The 17,477-nt window shown below is 75.5% G+C and carries 14 protein-coding genes; 8 read left to right on the forward strand and 6 right to left on the reverse strand.

Features of this window, described 5'->3' with window-relative positions:
- Nucleotides 1-15: 15 nt before the first annotated feature.
- The 6 genes from ACYVOF_RS17470 to ACYVOF_RS17495 all read left to right on the forward strand — a co-directional run bounded on the left by ACYVOF_RS17470 (nt 16) and on the right by ACYVOF_RS17495 (nt 8,582).
- Nucleotides 16-1,014 carry a S26 family signal peptidase gene (locus tag ACYVOF_RS17470; RefSeq protein WP_460868726.1) on the forward strand — a complete coding sequence of 333 codons (999 nt, stop codon included), beginning with the start codon at nt 16-18 and terminating at the stop codon, nt 1,012-1,014.
- Nucleotides 1,011-1,865: a LamG domain-containing protein gene (locus ACYVOF_RS17475; RefSeq protein WP_460868728.1), complete on the forward strand. Its 855-nt coding sequence runs from the start codon at nt 1,011-1,013 to the stop codon at nt 1,863-1,865. The genes ACYVOF_RS17470 and ACYVOF_RS17475 overlap by 4 nt, the downstream gene beginning before the upstream one ends.
- Before the next feature lie 102 nt (nt 1,866-1,967).
- Nucleotides 1,968-3,860: a hypothetical protein gene (locus tag ACYVOF_RS17480; protein WP_460868730.1), complete on the forward strand. Its 1,893-nt coding sequence runs from the start codon at nt 1,968-1,970 to the stop codon at nt 3,858-3,860.
- Nucleotides 3,857-5,347, forward strand: a complete 1,491-nt coding sequence (locus tag ACYVOF_RS17485) for a hypothetical protein (protein WP_460868732.1) — start codon at nt 3,857-3,859, stop codon at nt 5,345-5,347. Before ACYVOF_RS17480 ends, ACYVOF_RS17485 begins: the two co-directional genes overlap by 4 nt.
- Nucleotides 5,344-6,825, forward strand: coding sequence for a glycosyltransferase (locus tag ACYVOF_RS17490; protein WP_460868734.1), 1,482 nt, complete (start codon nt 5,344-5,346; stop codon nt 6,823-6,825). The genes ACYVOF_RS17485 and ACYVOF_RS17490 overlap by 4 nt, the downstream gene beginning before the upstream one ends.
- A gap of 104 nt (nt 6,826-6,929) precedes the next feature.
- On the forward strand, nt 6,930-8,582 hold the full coding sequence (locus tag ACYVOF_RS17495; RefSeq protein WP_460868976.1) for an ABC transporter: 1,653 nt from the start codon (nt 6,930-6,932) through the stop codon (nt 8,580-8,582).
- Between the two features lie 117 nt (nt 8,583-8,699).
- Here ACYVOF_RS17495 and ACYVOF_RS17500 read toward each other — a convergent pair whose 3' ends face one another.
- Nucleotides 8,700-9,833 (reverse strand): glycoside hydrolase 5 family protein, encoded by a 1,134-nt coding sequence (locus tag ACYVOF_RS17500; protein WP_460868736.1) that lies wholly within the window; start codon nt 9,831-9,833, stop codon nt 8,700-8,702.
- A gap of 464 nt (nt 9,834-10,297) precedes the next feature.
- On the opposite strand from ACYVOF_RS17500, the gene ACYVOF_RS17505 reads away from it, so the two are divergent.
- Both ACYVOF_RS17505 and ACYVOF_RS17510 read left to right on the forward strand, forming a co-directional pair.
- Nucleotides 10,298-11,932, forward strand: a complete 1,635-nt coding sequence (locus ACYVOF_RS17505; RefSeq protein ID WP_460868738.1) for a GGDEF domain-containing protein — start codon at nt 10,298-10,300, stop codon at nt 11,930-11,932.
- A 47-nt stretch (nt 11,933-11,979) separates the two neighbouring features.
- A complete protein-coding gene (locus ACYVOF_RS17510) occupies nt 11,980-13,206 on the forward strand; it encodes an acyltransferase family protein (RefSeq protein WP_460868740.1) in 1,227 nt (408 codons plus the stop codon).
- On the opposite strand, the gene ACYVOF_RS17515 is transcribed toward ACYVOF_RS17510, so the two are convergent.
- The 5 genes from ACYVOF_RS17515 to ACYVOF_RS17535 all read right to left on the reverse strand — a co-directional run bounded on the left by ACYVOF_RS17515 (nt 13,196) and on the right by ACYVOF_RS17535 (nt 17,446).
- Nucleotides 13,196-14,398: a hypothetical protein gene (locus tag ACYVOF_RS17515; protein ID WP_460868742.1), complete on the reverse strand. Its 1,203-nt coding sequence runs from the start codon at nt 14,396-14,398 to the stop codon at nt 13,196-13,198. The genes ACYVOF_RS17510 and ACYVOF_RS17515 overlap by 11 nt on opposite strands.
- A gap of 78 nt (nt 14,399-14,476) precedes the next feature.
- Nucleotides 14,477-15,166: a hypothetical protein gene (locus tag ACYVOF_RS17520; protein ID WP_460868744.1), complete on the reverse strand. Its 690-nt coding sequence runs from the start codon at nt 15,164-15,166 to the stop codon at nt 14,477-14,479.
- A gap of 1 nt (nt 15,167) precedes the next feature.
- Nucleotides 15,168-15,734 carry a TerD family protein gene (locus tag ACYVOF_RS17525; RefSeq protein WP_460868746.1) on the reverse strand — a complete coding sequence of 189 codons (567 nt, stop codon included), beginning with the start codon at nt 15,732-15,734 and terminating at the stop codon, nt 15,168-15,170.
- 26 nt (nt 15,735-15,760) lie between these two features.
- Nucleotides 15,761-16,258, reverse strand: coding sequence for a hypothetical protein (locus tag ACYVOF_RS17530; protein WP_460868748.1), 498 nt, complete (start codon nt 16,256-16,258; stop codon nt 15,761-15,763).
- Nucleotides 16,259-16,264: 6 nt separating this feature from the next.
- On the reverse strand, nt 16,265-17,446 hold the full coding sequence (locus ACYVOF_RS17535) for a toxic anion resistance protein (protein WP_460868749.1): 1,182 nt from the start codon (nt 17,444-17,446) through the stop codon (nt 16,265-16,267).
- Nucleotides 17,447-17,477: the final 31 nt, after the last annotated feature.

A 17,477-nucleotide genomic window follows, 5' to 3' on the forward strand; every position in this document is an offset into this window, starting at 1 on the left:
GCACCGCACCTCCCCATGAGCACCACCGACACCCGCCTTCCCGACCGCGACCCCGCGGCCGGGGAGGCGGGTGTCGCCACGTCCGGGACGGGACCGGGGCCGGTGCGTCGCGCCGCGACCGTCGTCGGCGCGCTGAGCCTGTTGCTGCTGGTGGTGGCGGCAGCCGGGTTCTACCTGACCGGTGGACGCTGGCTGAGCGTGTCGACGCCGTCCATGGGCGAGGCCGCCCCGGTGGGCACCCTGGTGCTCACCCGGCCCACGACGCTGGCCGAGCTCCGGGTGGGCGACGTCATCTCCTACCACCCCGAGCCCGAGCCCGGCGTGACCTACACCCACCGCGTGGTCGAGCGGACCGCCGAGGGGGTGCGCACACAGGGCGACATCAACGGGGCCGTCGACCCGTGGACGGTGCACGACGCCGACCTCGTCGGAAAGGTCACGGCGCGGCTGTGGGGGGTGGGCTGGCTCACCCGGGCGCTCCCGTTCTGGCTGCTGGGCGGTGTGGCGCTGTGGGCGCTCACCCGCTGGCTCGCCCCTGGCTGGCTGCGCGGGCCGGCGCGGCTCCTGGGCGCAGCGCTGCTGGTGCTCGGCGCCGCCGCGATGCTCCGGCCCTTCGCCGCGGCGGTGCAGCTGACGACGACGTCGGACGACGGGGTGACGAACGTGTCGATGGTGTCCACCGGGATGCTGCCCATCCGGCTGGCCGTGTCGAACGCCGACGCCACCCCGCTGGACCTGCGCGCCGGTCAGACCGGCGTCCTCTCCATCACCGGGCAACCGCCCGAGGGCCGCGCCGACATCGGGCTCGGCCTGCACATGCCGGTGGGCTGGTGGGTCGTGGTCGTCCTCATCTGGCTCAGCCCCACGCTGTGGGTGCTGCTCGGCGGCCTGCGCCCCGTGCCCCCCGGGCCGACCCCGGCGGACCTGCCGCCCGACGCGGACGCGCGCACCGACCCCGACGACGCCGACCTGGTGTCGGACCTGCTCGACGGCCCGGGCGGGGAGCTCCGGTGAGCGCGCTGCGCCGGCACGGGGCCCGGGTCGCCGCCGCCCTCGGTGTGGTCGCCGCGCTGCTGCTCAGCCTGGCCACGATCAGCACGTCCTCGGCGTTCTCCGCCCGTGTCACCAACAGCACCGACACGGCCGCCACTGCGCCGTACTTCACCTGCAGGGCAGCCGACGTCGCCCCGAGCAGCGCCTACTTCGTCTACCCGCTCTCCGAGACGACCGGCACCACCGCGGCGGACGTGTCGGCCGGCACCAACCGGCCCGGCACCTACACCGCGGGCGGGGTCACCTACGGCGCCACCGGGCCGTGCGAGCGCGACAGCCCCAACCGCGGGATCACGCTCAACGGCTCGACCGGGTACGTCTCCGGGCCCACCACGACACAGGCGAACCCCGTGAACTTCACCGAGGAGATCTGGTTCCGCACCACCACGCGGACCGGGGGCAAGCTCATCGGGTTCGGCAACGCCCGCACCGGCAGCTCGGGCAACTACGACCGGCACCTCTACCTCAGCGACAGCGGCGCCGTGTACTTCGGCGTCTACCCCAACGCCGTGCGGACGGTGAACAGCCCGGCCGGCTACAACGACGGCACCTGGCACCACGCGGCAGCCAGCCTGTCGAGCACCGCGGGCATGGCGCTCTACGTCGACGGCGCACTGGTGGCGACGGACCCCGCCACGACGACCGCCCAGAACTACACCGGCTACTGGCGCATCGGCTACGACAACAACTCCGGCTGGGGCACGGGCACGCCCACCAGCAACTTCTTCGCCGGCAGCCTCGCGTTCGCCGCCGTGTACACCAGCGTGCTCACCGCCGACCAGGTCCAGAGCCACTACATCGCCGGATCGTGATCGTGCCGCGGTCTGTTGCGGCCGTGGGGACCCGGTTACCGTCCCCATGTGGCTACTGAGGGCTTCTGTCTACTGACAATGAGTGATGGAGTCGCCGCGACGGTGAGCCGTGTCCGCCGTCGTGCCGCCGCCGGGTTGCTCGTGGTCGTCGTGGCGCTCGGCCCCGTCGAGCTGGCGGGCGCCGCTGCCGCCCAGGACGTGCCGGCCGCCCCGGCCACCGCCATCTCCCTCACCGACCTCGGCCGCGGCGCCGTCGCGCTGCCCACGGCCACCACCACCCAGCTCGTCCTGCCCGTGCCCGACGGTCTCACCCCCGTGCAGCTCAGCGGCACGGTGCGCCTCCCGCTCGCCGCCACCGGCGCCGCCATCAGCGTCACCTCCGGTGACGTCGGGCTCGCCCGGCTCGACGTCACCGACACCGGGGGCACCCAGGTCACCGTCCCGCTGCGCGACGCGCCCGTCGTCGACCGCGCCGTCACCCTGACCCTGCGCTCCGAGCTGCGCACGAGCACCGAGACGTGCGTGAGCACCCCGGACGGCCCGCCTACCCTGGACGCCGGGGTGCTCACCTACAGCGGCACCGAGGCCACCCCCGCCACCCCGACGACGTTCTTCCCGCCCGTGCTGCGCGCCGCCACCGTCTACCTGACCGACCCTTCGTCAGCCGCGCAGCGCGACACGGCCCTGGCCCTGAGCGCCGGCCTCGTCCACCGCTACGGCGCGGCCCGCACCCAGGTCCGGCTGGCCGAGCTCACCCCCGGTGCCCCGGTGCCCGACGCGGCGCCGCTGGAACGGGCCGTGGTGCTGCGCTCCGGACCGCAGACCGGCGTCGCGCTGGAGCCCACCGAGGCGGGAACGGCCCTGCGCCTCAGCGGTGACGACACCACGCTGCGCGACCAGGCACGGCTGCTGCTGCGGACCCTCGACGACGCGACCGCGGTGACCCGGACCGTGCCGCAGCTGCCCGCGGACGTGGTCACCCTCGGCGACCTCGCGCAGAGCCCGCTCCAAGCCACCGGCCGCCGGCACGTCGAGCTGCCCGTCACGGTCGACGCGACCCGGATCGGGCGCCCGCTCGGGTCGGTGCGGCTGCACCTCCTCGGGAGCTACACCCCCCAGCCGAGCAGCTACAGCGGCCAGGTCACGGCCACCGCCGGGACCACCCGCCTCGCCACGGCACCCCTGGACGGGAGCGGACGCCTCGACCTCACCGTCGACGTCCCCGCCGACCGGCTCAGCCGGTTCCTGCAGGTCGACCTCGCGGTGGACCTCTCGGGCGACTTCGGCTGCGGCACCGGGAGTTCGACCACCCTGGCGCTCGACCCGACGAGCACCGTCACCACGACGGCGGGGACCCCCGGACCGGCCGGTGGCTTCGCCTCCCTGCCCCAGGGACTGACGCCCACCGTCACCGTCGGCCTCGACGGCACCTCCACCGCCGACCTCGACCGCGCCCAGCAGCTGCTGGTGGCCTGGCAGCGGCTCAGCGCCGCACCGCTGGACCCGACCCTGACCGGGGTCACGGCCGCCCTGGACGCCGCCACCCCCGCGCTCGTCGTCACCCCCGCCGGTGGCCTCCCCGACGGCACCTCCCTGCCGCTGGACGACGTGGACGCCCCCGCGCTGGCCGTGCGGGGGCTGCCGGCCGGCGCACCCCGGGGCAGCGTGCAGGTCGCGTGGGACGACGCGCACTCGCGGACCGTCGTCGTCGCCGGCTCGACCGGGAACCCGGCCGACCTCGACGCCGTGCTGGGCTGGCTCGCCGCCGAACCCACCCGGGTGGCCGACCTCACCGGGGACGTCGTCGTCGGCTCCCGCAGCGTGCCCCCGGTCGAGCTCACCGTCCGGGTCGGCGCGCCCGCGGCGGGTGCGAGTGCGGCCTACGCGACCGGGGGTGGGCTGCGGACCCCGCTGATCGCCATCGGGGGAGCCGCGGTGGTGCTGCTCGGCGCGGCCCTGCTGCTGACGGTGCTGTGGCGACGAGGCCGGCCGTGAGCAGGGCGGCCCCGCTCGCCGCGAGCCGCGCGTGGCACGCGGCGGACGCGGCGGTGCGGGCGGCGCTGGGGCCGCTCTGGGTGAGGTGGGCCGTGCTGCTCACCGCCACCGCCGTGGGCTTCCACGAGGTGCTGGCCCGCACCGTCGAGCAGACGGCCGCGGGGGACCCCGTCGGGTACGTCCTGGGGGTGCCGCTCTACGCCGCCCTCGCCGCGGCCGGCGTCGCGGTGCGCCACCGCACCGAGCTGCCCATCCACGACCGGCAGACCGACGGCATCACCTCGACGGTCGTCCTCGTGCTGGCCCTGGCCCTCCTCGGCCTGCTCGGGCCTCGCTTCTCCAACCAGCCGCGGCTGTGGGAGGTGGGCCTGGGGGCGCTGGTGGTCCTGGTGGTCGGCGGGGCGGTCCTGCTGCTGGGCCTGCGCCCGGTGACCCGCTACCGCGGGGCGTGGCTGGTGCTGGCCACCGGGTGGCCGCTGCCGTACCGCGTGCTCTCCGCCGCGCTCGGCGCCTCCCGCCTCGTGGACTGCCTGCTGGCCGTGGCGGTGGCGGCGCTCGCCACCGCGGTCGCGGTGGGGCACAGCCGCACCCGGCGACTCGTCGCCGCAGCCGCCACCCTGGCCGTCGGCGGCGCCGTCGCCGTGTTCCTCGCCGGGACGACGGTGCCGCTGTGGGTGGCCCAGCTGGGCGCCGGCACGTCCGGGGCGGTGCTGGTCCTCGCCGGGTGGCTGCGGCTCGCGCGCCCCCGGCGCGGGCCGGACCGCGCCAGCGTGGTGCCGGGCTCCCCCGCCTCCGCCGGGTGGGTCCTGGCCGCCGGGCTCGCCGCCGCCGTCATCGGGGCGCCCGCCACCACGCTGCCCACGGTGACCGACCTGCCTGCCGTGGTCCTCGGCACCGACGGGGCGCCCGGGTGGGTCGCGGTCGGCAGCACCGAGGTGGCGGGCCCCACCGGCTACTACGGACCCGGCGCGCACTGGCAGCGCACCGAGCTGGTGCAGACCGTGGGCAGCGCCGAGTTCGACGTCGACGCGCGCCCCCGGCGCGTCGTCGTCGACGCCGTCACCGTGGCCGACGCACCCCTGCTGCAGGTGGTGCCGCTCGGGGCGACGTACGCGATCCCCAACGTCCGGACCCAGCGGGCGTCCGACGTCGACCTCGGGCACGGCGTGACGGGACGGGCGTACGCGGTGGTCGACGACGACGCCCTGCTCACCTACTCGATCCTCACCTTCACCGCGACGCTGCCCGCCGGGGCGGGTGCCACCGCGGAACGGGTCACCCTCGTCAGCGTCGACGACCACCGCGACGGGGCCCGCTTCCTCGTGCCCGACCGGGCGCTGGGCGGCACCCTCGCCACCGGCCTGGCCCGAGTGGTGCGCGGGGACGCGGCCTTTGCCGACCGGGCCGGACGGCCCAAGGACGTCGAGCTGCTCACCGGGCTCGGCCGGAGCCTCGTCGCGGGCGTGCAGCCTGGGGCCGCACCGTGAGCGCCGGCCGGCTGGACGACCTCACCGACGCGCAACGGGCGGCGGGACTGGAGGAGGCGGTGAACGGGCTGCGCACCAGAGACCCGCTGGCCTCCGCGTCGGTCGCCTTCGTCCGCTGGCAGCGACTCGTCGGCTACGGGCTGCTCGCCGTGACCGCCCTCGGGCTGGTCCTGTCCTGGCGCACCACCGCCGTGGTGGTCACCAGCACGGCCACCGCGGCCTACCTGTGGATCATGGTCGACCGCCTCGTGCTCTTCGTCCGCGGCCTCGACGCCGGCGCCATCGCCCGGGTCGGCGACGCCGAGGCGCTCGCGCTGAGCGACGACGAGCTGCCCACCTACACGATCCTGGTGCCTGCCTACGACGAGCCCCAGGTGATCAACCGGCTCACCACCTCCCTGGCCCGGCTGGACTACCCGGCCGAGAAGCTCGAGATCATGCTGCTGCTCGAGGAGGACGACGAGCCCACCATCCGCGCCGCGCAGGCCGGCGGGCTCGACGAGCGGTTCACCGTGGTCCTCGTCCCCGCTGCGGACCCGCGCACCAAGCCCAAGGCGTGCAACTACGGCCTGGTCTTCGCCACCGGCGAGCTGGTCACCATCTACGACGCGGAGGACCTGCCCGAGCCGCTGCAGCTGCGCCGGGTGGTGGCCACGTTCCGCCGCCTGGGTGAGCAGGTGGCGTGCGTGCAGGCCAAGCTCGCGTTCCACAACGGCAGGCAGAACCTGCTCACCGGCTGGTTCACCGCCGAGTACGGCCTGTGGTTCGGCTACCTGCTCCCCGGCCTGATGAGCACCGGCTCCCCCATCCCCCTGGGCGGCACGTCGAACCACATCCGGGCCTCGGTGCTCGACGAGGTCGGCGCGTGGGACCCGTTCAACGTCACCGAGGACGCCGACCTCGGCATCCGCATCAACGTCGGCGGCTACCGCACCGCCGTCGTCGAGTCGACCACCTTCGAGGAGGCCAACAGCGACCCGATCAACTGGGTCCGGCAGCGCTCCCGCTGGTACAAGGGCTACCTGCAGACCTGGCTCGTCCACGCCCGCAGGCCGGTCCGGCTGTGGCGGGCCCTGGGCACCCGCGGCACGCTGCGGATGACGCTGCTGCTGGCGGGCACCCCGCTGGTGGCCAGCGCGAACATGGCGTTCTGGCTCGTCACCACGATCTGGGTGCTGGGCCAACCCAGCCAGGTCGCGGCCGCGTTCCCGCCGGGCACCTACTACTTCGCGCTGGTCTCCATCCTGTTCGGCAACGCCTCGACCATCTGGATGAACCTGGCCGGCAGCCGCGCGAACAGCGACGAGCACCTGGTGCTGGCCTGCCTGACCCTGCCGCTCTACTGGTTCCTCATGGGCGTGGCCGCGGTCAAGGGGTGCTGGCAGCTGGTGCGCAACCCGTCCTACTGGGAGAAGACGTTCCACGGCCTCGACACCGGGGACGAGCCGGTGCCCGGGGAGCAGGAGGTGCCCGCGTGACCGCGCTGCTGCCCCGGCCCACCCCCGCCGCGGCGCCCCGCCCGAGCCCGGTGCCGCGACGACCCCGACCATCGCGCCACGACCGGCCGGTGGACCGCCCCCGGATGCTGGGCCCGCTGTTCTGGGGCTGCGTCGCGGGCTACCTCGCCGTCGGGATGTGGCTGAACCTCGGGGTGGGCTACCTGTTCACCGACTCGATGTCCCGCGAGGCCGCCGTGTCCGGCGTGCTGCTCAGCCGGGACCCGCACCTGGCGGCCATCGGCTTCATCTTCACCCCGCTGACCGCCTTCGCCCAGCTGCCGCTCGGCGCACTGGCGCACTGGTTCCCCGGGCTGCTGCGCTGGAACCTGGCCGCCGCCACGATGTCCGCCGCCTTCATGGCCGGCACCGTGGTGCAGCTGCGCGCCATCGCCGTGGACCGCGGGTGCGGCAAGTGGTTCACCTGGTCGTTGGTGGCGCTGCTCGCGGCCAACCCGATGGTGGTGCTCTACGCGGCCAACGGGATGAGCGAGGCGCCGTTCCTGTTCTCGTTGTGCTGGGCGGTGCGCCGGATGATCCGCTGGGTCCGCACCGACGACGTGCACGACCTGCTGCTCGCGGGCGTGGCCCTCGCGCTCACCTACCTCACCCGCTACGACGCCCTCGCCCCGCTGCTGGTGTGCGCGGTGCTGGTGGCCGGGGTGAGCCTGGGCCGCGACGGTGGCTGGACCGCGCCGCACCGCTCGTCACGGTGGTGGGCGGCGACGATGGACGGGGTGGTGCTGGCGCTGCCCGGCCTGCTCGCCTTCGTGCTGTGGTCGGCCACCAGCTGGCTCATCACCGGCCAGGCCTTCGCCCAGTTCACCTCCCAGTACGGCAACTCCGCGATCATCGCCCAGTCCGGGACCGAGGCCGAGGGAGCCATGGCCCGCGCCGGGTTCGCCGCCGCCGAGCTGCTGGTGCTCTCCCCCGCGTTCCCCGTCGTCCTCGTCATCGCGGCCGTGGTGTCCTGGCGCCGTCGCGACCCCGAGGCGCTGGCTCCCGTGCTGCTGCTGGGGTCCGTGCTCGGCGTCCAGGCCTTGCTCTACGTCCAGGGCGCCACGTTCCCGCTGCTGCGCTTCTACATCGGCGTGGTGCCGCTGACGTTCTGCCTGCTGGTGCTGGTGCACCGGCCCACCGGGGTGGTCAGCTCGCGGCGGATGGGTCCCGCGGCCCGGCCCCGCCCGCCGCAGCGCTCCCGCCGCTACACCGGCCCGTCGCTGTACTCCGTCGCGGCCGTCGCCCTCGTTGCAGCCGGCATCCCGGTCACCGTGCTGGGCATGGGCGACGCCCGGCTCGGGGCCCTGGAGCACTCCCTGGCCAGCGTGGTCGTCCCCGGCCGCGACGTGCCCGAGGAGCGGACCGACCTGCGGACCTTCGCCGCCGACCGCCGCATCGCCGACCACCTCGACAGCCTCGAGCTGCCCGACGGCTCGGTGCTGCTGGACACGGTGCTCTCGTACGCCGTCGTCGCGTCCTCGGACCACCCGCGGCAGTTCGTCGTCACCTCCGACAGCGACTTCGTGCCCGTCCTCAACGACCCGCTCGGACGGGGCGTGCAGTACGTGCTCGCGGTGCCCAACGAGGGCCGCGGCACGTCCGACGCCGTCAACCGCCGCTACCCCACGATGTACGACGACGGCGCCGGCGGGCTCGCGGCCCTGGTGCTGGAGGTGCCGAACGACGGGGGCAGCGGGCCGTCGGCGTGGCGGCTCTACCGCATCGTCGGGGCCACCTGAACCGACCGCGGGCGAGTCGCCCCGGACCACTCGATCGCCACCGGCGGCCCTCTGCTCGGTCGGGGAGAGGAGAAGTGGGGCGGGACGTCCCGACCAGGGTGCCGGCGCACCAGGGCGTCAGGGGTGACGGAGCTCGTCGAGCACGCCGAGCGCCGGGTCCCCGTCACCGACGTCGTAGGTGCACTCACCCGGGCGCGGGTCGGGCACCCACGCCCACAGCAGGGCCCCCGCCGTGCCCGCCTGCTGCTGCCCGGAGAGCTTGGTGCGCAGGCTCGCCGCCCGGTCGACGGTCGTGCCGCAGGAGCCGGCGAGCTGGCCGACCTCGGCCACGAGCAGCGGCTTGCCCACCGCCGCGGCCTGCTGCAGCCGCACGGCCAGGCCGTTCCACCGGTCCCCCGGCAGGGGCACCCCGTCAGCCCCGTAGTCGTGGTACTCGACGACGTCGACGCCGGGCGAGGCCGCCGCCAGCTGGTAGTCCTGGCCACCCGTGCCGCACTGCCCGCCGCCGGTGAACCCCGCGAACACCAGGTGGGCCGGGTCGATGGCCTTGACCTCGGCCCCGGTCACGTCGAGGAACGAGCGCAGCACCGCGCCCGCGTCGGCCGGGCAGGTCCGAGCCGGCCACGAGCACGCCGCGTCCCCGCACACCGACGTCTCCGGCTCGCCGACGAGCTCCCAGCCCGCGACCACCGGAGAGGTGCGCCAGCGGTCGACCGCGTAGCGCATCCAGTCCCGGAAGCTCATGACCCGCACCTCGCCCGGGCCGGGCTGCTGCGTCCCACCGGCCGCGTAGAAGTCCCGGTCCTTGAACGGTCCGCTCGCGCAGGCCCCGTCCTGCGGCGAGAGCACGGGCAGCACCAGCTGGCCGTGGCGCGCGGCAGCGGCCAGGACGGCGTCGATCGGACCAGGGTCGAGCTGGTGGGTGTACTTGTCCACCGCGAGCGACTGGAACGCGTCGAAGCGGGTGAGCGACCCCGCCGGCAGGCCGGCGAAGAACGCGTCCAGGTCAACCATCGCCCCGCACCCCACGTTGACCGACCAGTCCGTGGCCAGCTGGTAGGCGTTGACCCCCGCCGGCCACCACGGGTGCCCGTCGAGCAGCAGGGTGGGACCAGCGGTCGTGACGCGCGCCGCCGCGGGTGCGGTCGACGCGGACGACGGGGGATGAGGCGACACCGCCAGGGTCGTCAGGAGGGCGAGCAGGAGCACTACCGCGCGTGCTGCTCCGCACCGCGACCAACCAGCCGTCATGGCTACCACCTCTGTCACCGAACGTCGCACGAGTTGGACGGACCGTAACTTCTGGCACGGCGACGTGGCGCCACCGGTGCGGACCACGGCCGAGCCCGGCGCTGGCAACGGTGGCTCTTCGTGGTGGCGGGCGCCGTTCGCTGCTCTTACGGGTTGTCACGAGGAGTAATAGAATTTCACTACCAGTGATGATCTCCCGGTCGCGCCCGCCGAGAAACCCAGGTCGTGGGCCACCGTGTGGCGAACCACCAGGTCGCGACCGGTCGACCGTGCCCCGGTATCCCCGGGACCGGCCCTGCCACGGGGTCGACGAGGGGTCGCGATGCACGCTGCGTGATCCTCGAGAGTCCCACTCACCGTATCGGGTGAACTTCGTCCCGTCATGGCACCGGGATCGAACCGGGGCGGTCGGCGGCGCGAAAATGGGCCGTCGGACGCAGCGGTCCGACGGCGGGAGGAACATCGTGACGCGTGCCGCGGGACCGTCCTCGACCTCGGTGCTGCGCGCCTCCGCCACGCCGGTCACCGCCGTGTTCGTCGCCGCCGCCGTCGCGGGTCCGGTCGCCGTGGCGGCGCTCGGCGGACCCATCCCGCCCTGGGCCCTGGTCGGCCTCGTCGCCACGCTCATCCTCACGGTCGTGACCGCGCTCCTGGCCCCGCTGGTCATGCCGCGGCCGTGGCGCGACGGCGTCACCCCCCTGGTGTCCCTGCTGCCCGCCGCGCTGCTGCACGTCGCGGCGGACGCCCCCGGGGCGGACGACCTGCCCATCGTCGCGGTGGCCTGGCTCGGGCTTGTCGGCACCCGACGGCAGGTCGTCCTCTCGCTGGTCGCGCTGGCCGGGCTACGGCTCCTGCTGCCCGTCCCCGCCGGCGCCGTCGTGACCCCCCGGGACCACGCGCTCTCCGTCGCGCTGATGACGGTGGCCGCCGTGGTGTCGCTGACCGTCAACTCCTGGGCGCGCGAACGCGACCGCCACGACGCCCAGCTGCGGGAGACCACGGACCTGCTGGGCCAGGTCGCCGCCGCCACCCGGGCCGTGCGCACCGGGCAGGCCGGCCGGGCCGAGCTGTGCGAGGCGGTGCGCCGGATGGCCCGCGTGCAGCGGGCCCTGCTCCTCGAGCCGGACGCCGACGGCGTGCTGCGCGCGACGGTGACCACCGACGCGCGGGACGTCGGCCTGCGGCTCCCCACCGCGCCCGGCACCTCCCCGGTCGCCGACACCCTCGTCGACGGGCGGCGCCGCTTCGTCGCCGAGCCCCGCGCCCTGCCCGACGCCGACCCCGCGGCCGCGAGTGCCCTCGGCGCCGCCTCGCTGCTGTGCGAGCCGGTGCTGCTCGACGGCACGGCGCGGGCCGTGCTGGTGGTCGGCTGGCGCGGCCGGGTGGTGGAGCCGACGGCCCGGGCCGGGCAGGCGGTGACCATGATCGCCGACGAGCTGGCCGCCCTGCTGCACGCCGAGCAGCTCGCCGACAGCGCCCACACCGACGAGCTGACCGGGCTGCCCAACCGCCGGGTGTGGCACCAGCGCGCCGCCGAGGTCCTCGGCCGTCGCCCCGCCGACGACGTCGTGGTGGCCCTGCTCGACCTCGACCTGTTCAAGGCCTACAACGACCGGCACGGCCACGGCCGGGGCGACGAGCTGCTGGCGGAGTTCGCCCGCCGCGCGTCGTCCGAGCTGCGGCGCAGCGACGTGCTCATCCGCTGGGGCGGTGAGGAGTTCGTCGCCCTGCTGCCGGGGTGCGCCCTGGCCGACGCGGTGACCGCCGTCGACCGGCTGCGCGCGGCCGTGCCCGACGGGCAGACCTGCTCGGCGGGCCTGGCGCAGTGGGACGGCCGGGAGGACCCGGCCCGGCTGCTGGCCCGGGCGGACCGTGCGCTGTACCGGGCCAAGGCGGAGGGCCGCGACCGGATGGCCGTCGACGACGGCACCGGGAGCGGCGGCACCGGGAGCGACGACGTGACGAGCACCGGGGCGGCGAGCACCGGAGCGGTGACAGCCGAGGCCGCGACCCACCACGCCGGGGGCGCCCCGTCGCCGTCGGTCCCCGCCCCCGCCGCCGCGACGCCCCGCCGGGTCCAGGCCCCAGCCGGCCGCTGAGCGCGCCGCCCGCCGGTGCGTCCGGGCGCTCCCCTACGGTGGCGGCCGTGCCTGCCGCACCGGTCCCCGGCCCCCGGACCCCTCCCCCCGCAGCCACCCCGGACCCCGGGCGCGGACGCATCCCGTCGCTGGACGGGCTGCGGGGCCTGGCCGCCGCCGTGGTCGTCGTCCACCACGCGATGCTGGTCTCCCCGCCGCTCTCGGCCGCCTACCTCGACCCGGCCCCCGGACCGGTGCTGAGCCGCTCCTGGCTGCTCACCCACACCCCGCTGCACCTGGCGTGGGCGGGCGCCGAGGCGGTGCTGGTGTTCTTCGTCCTCAGCGGGTTCGTCCTCGCCGCCCCCTGGATGGCCGGGCGGGGGCCGCGGTGGTCGTCGTACTACCCGTCGCGGCTGGTCCGGCTGGGCGTGCCGCTGGTCGCCGCGACCCTGCTCTCGGCCGGGCTGCTGCTGGCCGTGGCCCGGGACTGGCCGGCGAGCAGCAGCGGCTGGGTGCGCGCCCACCAGGCGGTGCTCACCCCGGTGGGCCTGGTCCGCGACGCGACCGTCGTCCAGGGCGTCGACACCGTCAACACCGCGCTGTGGTCGCTGCAGTGGGAGGTGTGGTTCTCGCTGCTGCTGCCCGCGTTCCTGCTCCTGCTGCACCGGCGGTTGCCGTCCGGGGTGGCGGTGGCGGGCCTGCTGGTGGCCTCGACGGTGGGTCGGCTGTGGGTGGCACCGCCGGTGGTGCTGGGTGTCTCCGCGGGCCTGGCCTTGACCTACCTGCCGGTGTTCGGGCTGGGGGTGGTGCTGGCCCGGGAGCGGGGCCGGCTGGGGCGCGCCGGCGCGTGGTTCGACGCGGCACCACGGCCCGTCCGGGTCGGCGTCGTCGTGGCCACCGCCCTGCTCGGCACCGGGTACTGGTTCGCCGCCGCGGTGCCCGGGGTGACGCGGGAGGTGCTGGCCGTGGCGCAGACCGGGCAGCTCGTCGCCGCCGTCGTCGTGGTGGGGCTGGTCGCCGCCACCCGGTCCGGGCGCCGCCTGGGCACCCGGCCGGTGGTGGCCTGGCTGGGCCGGGTCTCGTTCAGCCTGTACCTGGTGCACGAGCCGGTGGTCGTCACCACCACCGCCCTGCTCGGCGGCACCCAGGACGCGCTGCTCGTGCTCGTGCTGGCCGCCCCGGTGTCGCTGCTGCTGGCCGAGGGGTTCCACCGCGTGGTGGAGCGGCCCTCGCACCGGCTCGCCCGCGCCGTGGGCCGCCGCCGGCGCACCGGCCTGCCCGCGCTCAGCCGCTGAGCGCCCGGCACGGCAGCGTGGCCGTGCCCCAGCCCTCGGGGGCCAGCGCCGCCGTCGCCTCCCCCGCGCCGGCGGTGCACGCCGCCCGCGCCTGGTCGAGCTGCGTCGTCCAGTCCGGGCCCGACGCCCGGAATTCCGCGCCCGTGGTGACGGTCGTCAGCCCCCACACCAGCAGCAGCGGCAGCAGCAGCCGGGGCAGCGGGCGCAGCGTCGAGGCCACCAGCAGCAGCGCGCCCGCGCTGAGCACCGCACCCGCGAGGGCGTAGCGGGATGGGAGCGCCGCGGAGAGCACGGCGGTGACGCCCCACACGAGCACCGCACTGACCCCGAACGCGAGCCCCAGCCGGGCCGCGACCTCGTGGCGCTGCCACGCCCCCACCACCAGCACGGCCAGCACCACGGCCGCCCCCACCGCCTCCGCGACCGGGCCCTCCACTGCAGCGCCGGACGCGGCGGTGAGCAGCGCCCGCGGCAGGCCCGGCGGCACGGCGACGGGACGCTCCGGCCCCGTCAGCGCCGACGCCCGACCCAAGGCGACCAGCGCGGCCTGCACCACCAGCCCGGCGAGCAGGGCCGCCACGGTCGCGGCCCGCAGCACCCGGCGGCCGTGCGCGACGAGCGCCACCGGGGCGAGCAGCACGGCCAGCGGGGTGCACAGCGCCGCGGCCAGGGCCACCAGCACGTGCGGCCACCCGCCCCGCGGCGCGGCCAGCGCCCACGCCGCCGCGGGCAGCACCACCCACTGCAGGTTGGCCAGGTTGCCCAGCACCTCCCCGCCCAGCAGCGGGCTGGCCACCACCACCGCCCCGGCGACGGCGGCGAGCCGGGCGTCGCCCAGCACCGGCCGCGACGCCCACGCGGCGTACGCGGCCAGCAGCGCCGTCAGCGCCAGGCTGACGACGACGACGTAGCGGGCGTAAATCTCGATCGGCAGCGCGGTGCCGAGCACGGCCAGCGCCCGGGGCAGCACGTGCGCGTACCCGGCGTAGGTGCGCAGCAGCGACGCCCACCCCTCGGTCTCCGCGTCGCGCAGGAACACCGCGCCGTCCTCGGCCCAGACGTGGTCGAGGATGCCCGGGGCGAGCGCCAGCCGGGCGGCGAGCACGGCCACCGCACCGAGGAGGACCCCGACGGGCAGCAGCGCACCGCCGCGGCCTCGGGTGCGCAGGGCGCGGGTGGCGGTGCTGGGCACGGGGCCTCCGGGCGGGGCTCGGGACGGGCGTGGGGCGCGGGTGAGCCTAGGCCGGGCCGGTGGCCGCGGGCCCGGGGCTCAGCGGTGCAGCGGCGGCGTCCAGCTCGCCGCGAACCCGTAGGCCGCCGCCGCCTCGGCCAGCGACGGGAAGCCGAAGCCCTCGCGGCGCACCACCAGCTCCCCGTCGACCTGGTACAGCGCCAACGACGCGATCGCGGCCACCGACCCCTGGTGCAGCGACTCCACGGTGGCCCCGTCGTGCAGCGTGGCCAGGGCCGTGGTCCGCGAGCCCTGCGGGTCGAGGTCGGTGAGCACCACCAGCAGCCGCCGCAGCCGGTGCACGTGGCGCAACCCGACCAGCAGGCGGCCGCGGCTCAGCTCGACCAGGCTGCGCCGGCCGAACTCGGGACTGGTGCCCGTCCCGCCGTCCGACACCACCCCGGAGGTGCCGTCGACCAGCTCCCACACCCCGTTGAGCCGGCCGTGCGGGGCGACGTCGAACGCGAGCGTCCCGATGGCGCTCTGCCGCCGGTCGAGGGTGACCGTGGGCAGCTCGGGGGCCAGGACGGTGCGGCCGTGCGCCCGCGCCGTGGGGATCGCCGGCGCCGCCCGCGGCGTGGCCACCCCGGCCGGCGTGCCGTCACCGCGGCGCAGCGACAGCCCCCCGCCCGCGGCCGGTGCGGGGCTCGCGGCCGCGCGGGGCTGCTCCCCGCGGTGCGGCCGGCGGCGCAGGTAGCCGAGGTCGGGGCGGGCGACCGTGCGGTCCACGTCAGATCCGGACGCCGAAGGTGTCCGCGACGCCCCGCAGCCCCGTCGAGTAGCCCTGGCCCACCGCCCGCACCTTCCACGCCCCGTTGTGCCGGTAGAGCTCGGCGAACACCATCGCGGTGATGTCCAGGCCGGTGTCGTCCTCGATGCTGTAGCGGATGAGCTCGCCCCCGCTGCGGTCGCACACCCGCACGTACGCGCCGCGCACCGAGCCGAAGCTGCCCGGCGAGCGCAGGTCCGGGTCCACGTAGACCACGAACACGATGCGGCTGACGTCCTCGGGGACCGCGCTGAGGTCGATCTCGAGCTGCTCGGCGTCACGGCCCGGGTCGTCGTCGACGTAGGTGACGGACCCGTCCGGGGACACCAGCTGGTTGAAGAACACCAGGTGCTCGTCGGAGAGCGCCTGCCCTGACGCGCCGCACAGCACGGCCGACGGGACGAGCTCGACGGCGGGTCCGCGGCTCTCCACGACGTCCCAGCCGAACCCGAGCACCACCGTGCCCAGCGTCGGCACGAGCGCGCTGAGCGAGGTGTTGCTGCCCCGCGTCAGCGTGACCGGTGCCATCAGGTGGTCCTCCTACAGGTCGGGTTCTACAGGTCGAGGTCGGTGCCGCGGAACTTCGACTGCAGGAAGCGGCCCTGCACCTGCAGCTCCTGCGCGTCGTGGGCGTACACGGCCTGCGCCAGCTCGGTCGTCGCCTGCAGCAGCGTGGCCAGCTGGTCGAGCAGGTCGTCCCCCGGGGTGCGGCCGTCCGGCCGGGCCATCGTGGCGAACTGGGTGTTCATGGACAGGTAGGCGTTCAGCGTCGTCGGCAGGTAGTCGGCCACGATGCCCCGCACGGCGATCTCCTCGTCCACCGTGGGGGGGCTCGCGGCCAGGTGGGCCAGCAGCGGGTGCAGCAGGTCCTCGATCAGCCCCAGCCGGGGCAGCGCCGCCACCGGCAGCCGGTTCCCCGCCCGCCGCGCCGTCCAGCTCACCTCCCGCAGGGCCGCCGTCATCTCCTCGGCGAACGACCCGCTGGGGGCGGCCGGCTCAGCCGCGGGCGGGGCCGGGGGCTGCTTGTCCCGGCCGAACAGCGAGCTCCACATCGCAGCCTAGCGGGGGGTGGGGGCGCTGGCCCGCTCGAGGTACGGCCGGGCCCTGGTCAGCTGCCCCTCCAGCGCGGTGACGGTCTGCTGCATGCTGCCCACGGCCTGGGCGCGGAACGTGTCCACCGCGTCCATGGTGGCGAACACGTCGTCGAACGCCTGCTGCAGCTTGGCCACGTCGATCGTCGACGACGCCGCCTGCTGCTGGATGTCGGCCGAGCTCTGCTTGAGCATGGCCGCGTTCGAGGCGATGACGTTGCTCGTCGTCGTGTTCAGCGCCGTGATCTGGGAGAGCACCATCTTCTGGTTGGTCAGCGCCTCGGCCACGATCACCGCGGTGCGCAGCGCGGACAGCGTCGTGGTGCGGGCCCGCTCCACACCCTTGATCAGCTCGACGTTGTTCTTCTTCACCATGTCCATGGCCAGGTAGCCCTGGGCGGCCACGGCGAGCTGGGTGAGGATGTCCTGGTGGCGCTGGACCACGGCGAACTGCACCTCGGAGCGGAACGCGGTGGCCTTGGCCGGGTCGCTGGACTCCAGCGCGTCCGCCCGCCGGCCCACGGCCTGGTCGAGCTGGGTCATCAGGGTCGCGTACTCCGTCAGCTCGCCCATGAGCTTCCACAGGTTCGCCCGCTCCTGCTCGATGGCGGCGTTGTCCTTGCGCAGCTCGTCCTGCCCCGCCGAGAGCGCCTTGGTGATCGCGTCGAGCTGGGACTGCGCGGTGCGGTACCGGTCGAAGTACTTGTCGATCTTCTTTCCCATGGGGATGAAGCCGAGCAGCTTCTTCGACGTGCCGAGGTCGGCCCCGTTGGGGGTGAGCTCCTCCACCGTGCGGCGCAGGTCGGCCAGGGTCTTGCCCACCTTGGCCTGCGGGCCCTCGCTGGACTGGCCCGACGTGCCTGCCAGCGCCGAGGAGGGCCGCTCCAGCATCCGGTTGGACACGTTCGCCGACGCGGCGAGCTCCTGCGCCCCGACCTGGCTGATCTCGTCGACCTTGGCCGCGAGCTGCGGGCTGTTCGGGGTGAGGCTCTCGAGGTCCGCGACGTAGGCGTCGGACATCTTCTGCAGCTCGGTCATCCGGGTGGGCTCGATGGGGAGCATGCCCTCGGCCTGCTCCTGCTCGACCACCGCCACCGGGGCGGGCGGGGTCAGGGTGAGGGTCGCGGTGGCGCTGGACGGACCGGTCATTCCTCGCTCATCTCTGCTCGGTTCTGCCGAC

The sequence above is a fragment of the Rhodococcus aerolatus genome, from assembly GCF_054783215.1.

Excerpts from the sequence above, each read along its gene's own strand:
- ACYVOF_RS17530 (WP_460868748.1), bottom strand. The coding sequence starts at position 16,258 with ATGTGGAGCTCGCTGTTCGGCCGGGACAAGCAGCCCCCGGCCCCGCCC.
- ACYVOF_RS17470 (WP_460868726.1), top strand. The coding sequence starts at position 16 with ATGAGCACCACCGACACCCGCCTTCCCGACCGCGACCCCGCGGCCGGG.
- ACYVOF_RS17495 (WP_460868976.1), top strand. The coding sequence starts at position 6,930 with ATGCTGGGCCCGCTGTTCTGGGGCTGCGTCGCGGGCTACCTCGCCGTC.
- ACYVOF_RS17535 (WP_460868749.1), bottom strand. The coding sequence starts at position 17,446 with ATGACCGGTCCGTCCAGCGCCACCGCGACCCTCACCCTGACCCCGCCC.
- ACYVOF_RS17500 (WP_460868736.1), bottom strand. The coding sequence starts at position 9,833 with ATGACGGCTGGTTGGTCGCGGTGCGGAGCAGCACGCGCGGTAGTGCTC.
- ACYVOF_RS17525 (WP_460868746.1), bottom strand. The coding sequence starts at position 15,734 with ATGGCACCGGTCACGCTGACGCGGGGCAGCAACACCTCGCTCAGCGCG.